Source organism: Enterobacter sp. PL_is379 (genome assembly GCF_055817355.1).
Window position 1 is genome coordinate 1 of sequence record NZ_JBVPGT010000008.1, and the last position, 3,441, is coordinate 3,441.

Genomic DNA, 3,441 nt, shown 5'->3' on the forward strand with positions numbered 1-3,441 from the left:
GTCCCGTCTCACCGTCAGCGTACTGCCCGGCATAGCGCAGCGGCTGGTGCGCCATCGCCGAGCGATTCACAACCCTCGAGAATCCTTCACTCTGATGATGTACTTCGCCAAAGCTGCCGTACTGGCCGCTCCAGCGCACCGTGCCGCGCTCGTCGGTCACCTCCAGCGGCGCGCCGTTCAGGTCGGTATTGAACCAGTAAATCTCACCGCTCTTCTGGTCACGAAGGTGATCCACCCGCGCCAGGGGGCTCCAGGCTTCATTCGGATCGTATACATAAGTGCTGCACAGCCCGCTCTCCTGCTGCACCTGCAGCAGGCGGTAGCCCTGCCACAGGAAGCGGGTGTCGGTGGTGCCGTGCGTCGTGGTGACGATTTTGCGCGTGCGGCGGCCCAGCGCGTCGTAGTGATAGCGCGCCTCAAACCGCCCTTCCGGCCCGGTTCCCCGGGCGGACACCAGCCGGTTCTCGGCGTCATACGCATAATGCTGTTCATACAGCCCGTTGCGGCGGCTGACCAGGTTGCCCCAGTGGTCGTATTTCATAAACAGCGCCTGCCAGTGCTGCAGGCGGTTATCCGTGACCGGTACCGGATCGTCACTGGCGGCGAGGTTATCCGCGGCGTCATAGCTGAACTGCGCGCGACTGTGCCCCTGTCGCGCCTCGTAGTGCTTCAGCAGACGCCCTTCGGCGTCATGACGGTAAGCGATCTCATCGCTTTCAATACCTAGGGCAACGCCTTCGGCGGTTGGCGTGCAGCGGATGCGGGTAATCTGGCCGCTCAGATCGCGGACGTAGCGGCTTGCATAAGACAATCATGCTACCGCCACACCCTGATAAATTAAGCCATCTGCACGATAACTATTTTAGTTTTTATACAACAGGTTAAACACTGAAACTTACCGAAACATAATGCTGTTTTATGGTCGATTAAGTAGGTATCACCCATTCCAGTCGTAACACCAAACCTCTGCAGAACATGCAATCAGACCAAACTGAACAAAATCAATGGGAGGATTTATTATCCTCCCATTCTTTATTATTTTGAAATTGTATAAGCTGTTATTGAAGAAATATCAATGAATTTTGCTTTTATTGAGAGAGAGAATATATCATCTTGAGCTAAAATGATGATAAAACCATCTTCTTTAGATATGTTAACATCTAAAGAAAAGTTAGTTTTATTCCAACCAAATAAGCTAGCCTCCGCTATATCAATAGCAGTCAATTGTAATTGTACGACATTACATTTCTGCATTATCCATTTTTTTGGTGGTTGCGAAGGATAACTTTCAATATTGAATCTTAGTGTGATTTTTGGCCCATCCCTATGGAAAACCACATCATGAAGTTCAACATTACGTAATGAAGGTTCTTCATCGGTGAAGATAGAAGAAATACTTCTTTTATCAATTAATAAATCAACCCATGAATTCATTTTCCCTCCTTAAAATGGATAATGTTCTAGCGTTCCAGATATAGTACCATTTCGGGTATCACTGATCGGTCGAACATTTAAATGTGGCCCTTGGTTACCAGGTGTTCCTGGAGGTCCATAGATATGCCCTGGTGAATGGTCCTGGATTACAATGGATTCACCATCTGGACGCGAGAAAGTATATTCTCGTGTCTTTATAGGTAAATGATCGTCTCCTAAAATAGATTTCCCGTTTCGATCTGTTAAAGGTACTAGCTCAACTTTTGATGGTTGCTGGCTCACTGGTATTCCGGCATCTCTTTTCGCTGCCCTAAAGGTTGCATTTCTCGATTTAAATTTAGTAGTACAGCTAGCAAGACCCAGCGGATCAATCCACCCCAACGGATTCGGCGCATACTGATAAAGGTTCCACCCACCATTCAGCCCAATCGGATCTATTCAGTAAACTGAACCAACCTTAAATTATAAAAGCTAGGAAAATTTAAAAATCCACCACGACCTTTAGCTTACTGACTAATAGATACGAAAGGTCCCATTAATTGTATATGTGAACACTTCAAATTTAAAAAAATATCCGTCCCCTTTATTATAACTTCACTATGGGGAGTGTTTTTTTTGTATTTCTATTTTTGCTGGCATATCCGTAGACATACCTTCTATTTTTAAGGATTTTACTCCACTGCAACTTATACCAAACCTACATCTATTATAGCCTTTAACCCATTTTTGGGGAGGATTGTCAGGCAACTCATTAACAAAGTCAAAACATATTATTACCGTAGCAGTTTCGCGGTCTATTTTAATATCAAAGATGTCGGTTTCATTCACTTCAACATATCTACTGAAAACCTTGTTAAACAAAATACCACCTTCGATTTCGTTCCAATACATATGACTCTTCTCAAATTTCATGATTGTCTAATGTGCCAGAAACTGAACCTACCCAAGCAATTTCGAATGTTCTTTTTAAAATAGTCTCAGAGGGACATTACCATCACCGTAAGACTCTTGCCCCGGTTTTTTATCAAATCAAAAACATTACCTAAAACGTCCTGGGAGGATGAACCTCCCATTTCAATCATTTTTTATCTGACCATGAGAAACCGAAATCAATATATCCTTCAGCACTTATCACTAGACACCATTTATTTTCTCTATCAAAAAAATAATGATGCTGAGGGATATTTTTTATTGCCATATCAAGAAATAAAAAAAACTGCTTGGGATTCAACCTGACAGAAAAATCAAGAGACGAATCATTTATATAGTAAATCTCATCACTATTTGAAATCACATCATGAACATCAGTATCATGAATGAATCTCTTTATATCTACCAACCAATCCTTATAGTCCCCATGTAGTTCTAAAGACCTATGAGCATTGGTCTTTGACCAGTCAATTTTTGAACCAGCCCAACTATAACTATCGGATAACTTATCCGCAATGTGTTCCCAGTCATCCACAATTTCTGGTTGTTCAGGAAGCAAAGATATTTCCTTCCTGATTTCATCATCGAGCGTCATTAAGAGCCTCTCCATGGTTTTGATGGTAAATTAAATAAATCTTGAATTTTTGTCACAACGGATTCAGCCGCATCAAACATGAAGTGCTCCCCTTTATCTTTACCGCTAAACACATTGATATGAGCTCCACTTCGTTCATCATACTCAACTCTAAAACCTGTTTTTCCATCAATTGTTGTCATCCCGACAGGTTGACCTTTAGTCGAACCAAATTTGCCTGTGTTAACTTTTTCGGCTTTAAATCCTCGCTCTTCTAACCATTTCAGAGCTTTATTTCTGGCCTGTTCATATGAGTCTTTGGATGAACAGGTTGACAATCCAAGCGGATCAATCCACCCCAGCGGGTTCGGCGCATACTGATAAAGGTTCCACCCACCATTCAACCCAATCGGATCCTGCACAATAAACCGCCCGACCTGCGGGTCGTAGTAGCGGAACAGGTTATAGTGCAGTCCCGTCTCACCGTCAGCGTACTGCCCGGC

5 protein-coding genes and 1 pseudogene are annotated in these 3,441 nt (G+C 43.7%); all 6 read right to left on the bottom strand.

Annotation, left to right across the window (positions count from 1 at the left end):
* The coding region (locus tag AC0TOY_RS00115) for an RHS repeat domain-containing protein (RefSeq protein ID WP_473721378.1) at positions 1 to 811 on the bottom strand (811 nt) is incomplete at its 3' end.
* 224 nt (positions 812 to 1,035) lie between these two features.
* Positions 1,036 to 1,434 (bottom strand): Imm50 family immunity protein, encoded by a 399-nt coding sequence (locus AC0TOY_RS00120; protein ID WP_024906919.1) that lies wholly within the window; start codon positions 1,432 to 1,434, stop codon positions 1,036 to 1,038.
* 9 nt (positions 1,435 to 1,443) lie between these two features.
* A pseudogene (locus AC0TOY_RS00125) lies at positions 1,444 to 1,869 on the bottom strand (HNH/endonuclease VII fold putative polymorphic toxin); the annotation flags it as partial.
* Between the two features lie 162 nt (positions 1,870 to 2,031).
* Positions 2,032 to 2,325, bottom strand: coding sequence for an Imm50 family immunity protein (locus tag AC0TOY_RS00130; RefSeq protein ID WP_230581843.1), 294 nt, complete (start codon positions 2,323 to 2,325; stop codon positions 2,032 to 2,034).
* A gap of 187 nt (positions 2,326 to 2,512) precedes the next feature.
* A complete protein-coding gene (locus tag AC0TOY_RS00135) occupies positions 2,513 to 2,959 on the bottom strand; it encodes a hypothetical protein (RefSeq protein ID WP_024906918.1) in 447 nt (148 codons plus the stop codon).
* On the bottom strand, positions 2,959 to 3,441 hold a 483-nt coding region (locus AC0TOY_RS00140), incomplete at its 5' end, for an RHS repeat-associated core domain-containing protein (RefSeq protein ID WP_473712406.1). The genes AC0TOY_RS00135 and AC0TOY_RS00140, both read right to left, overlap by 1 nt.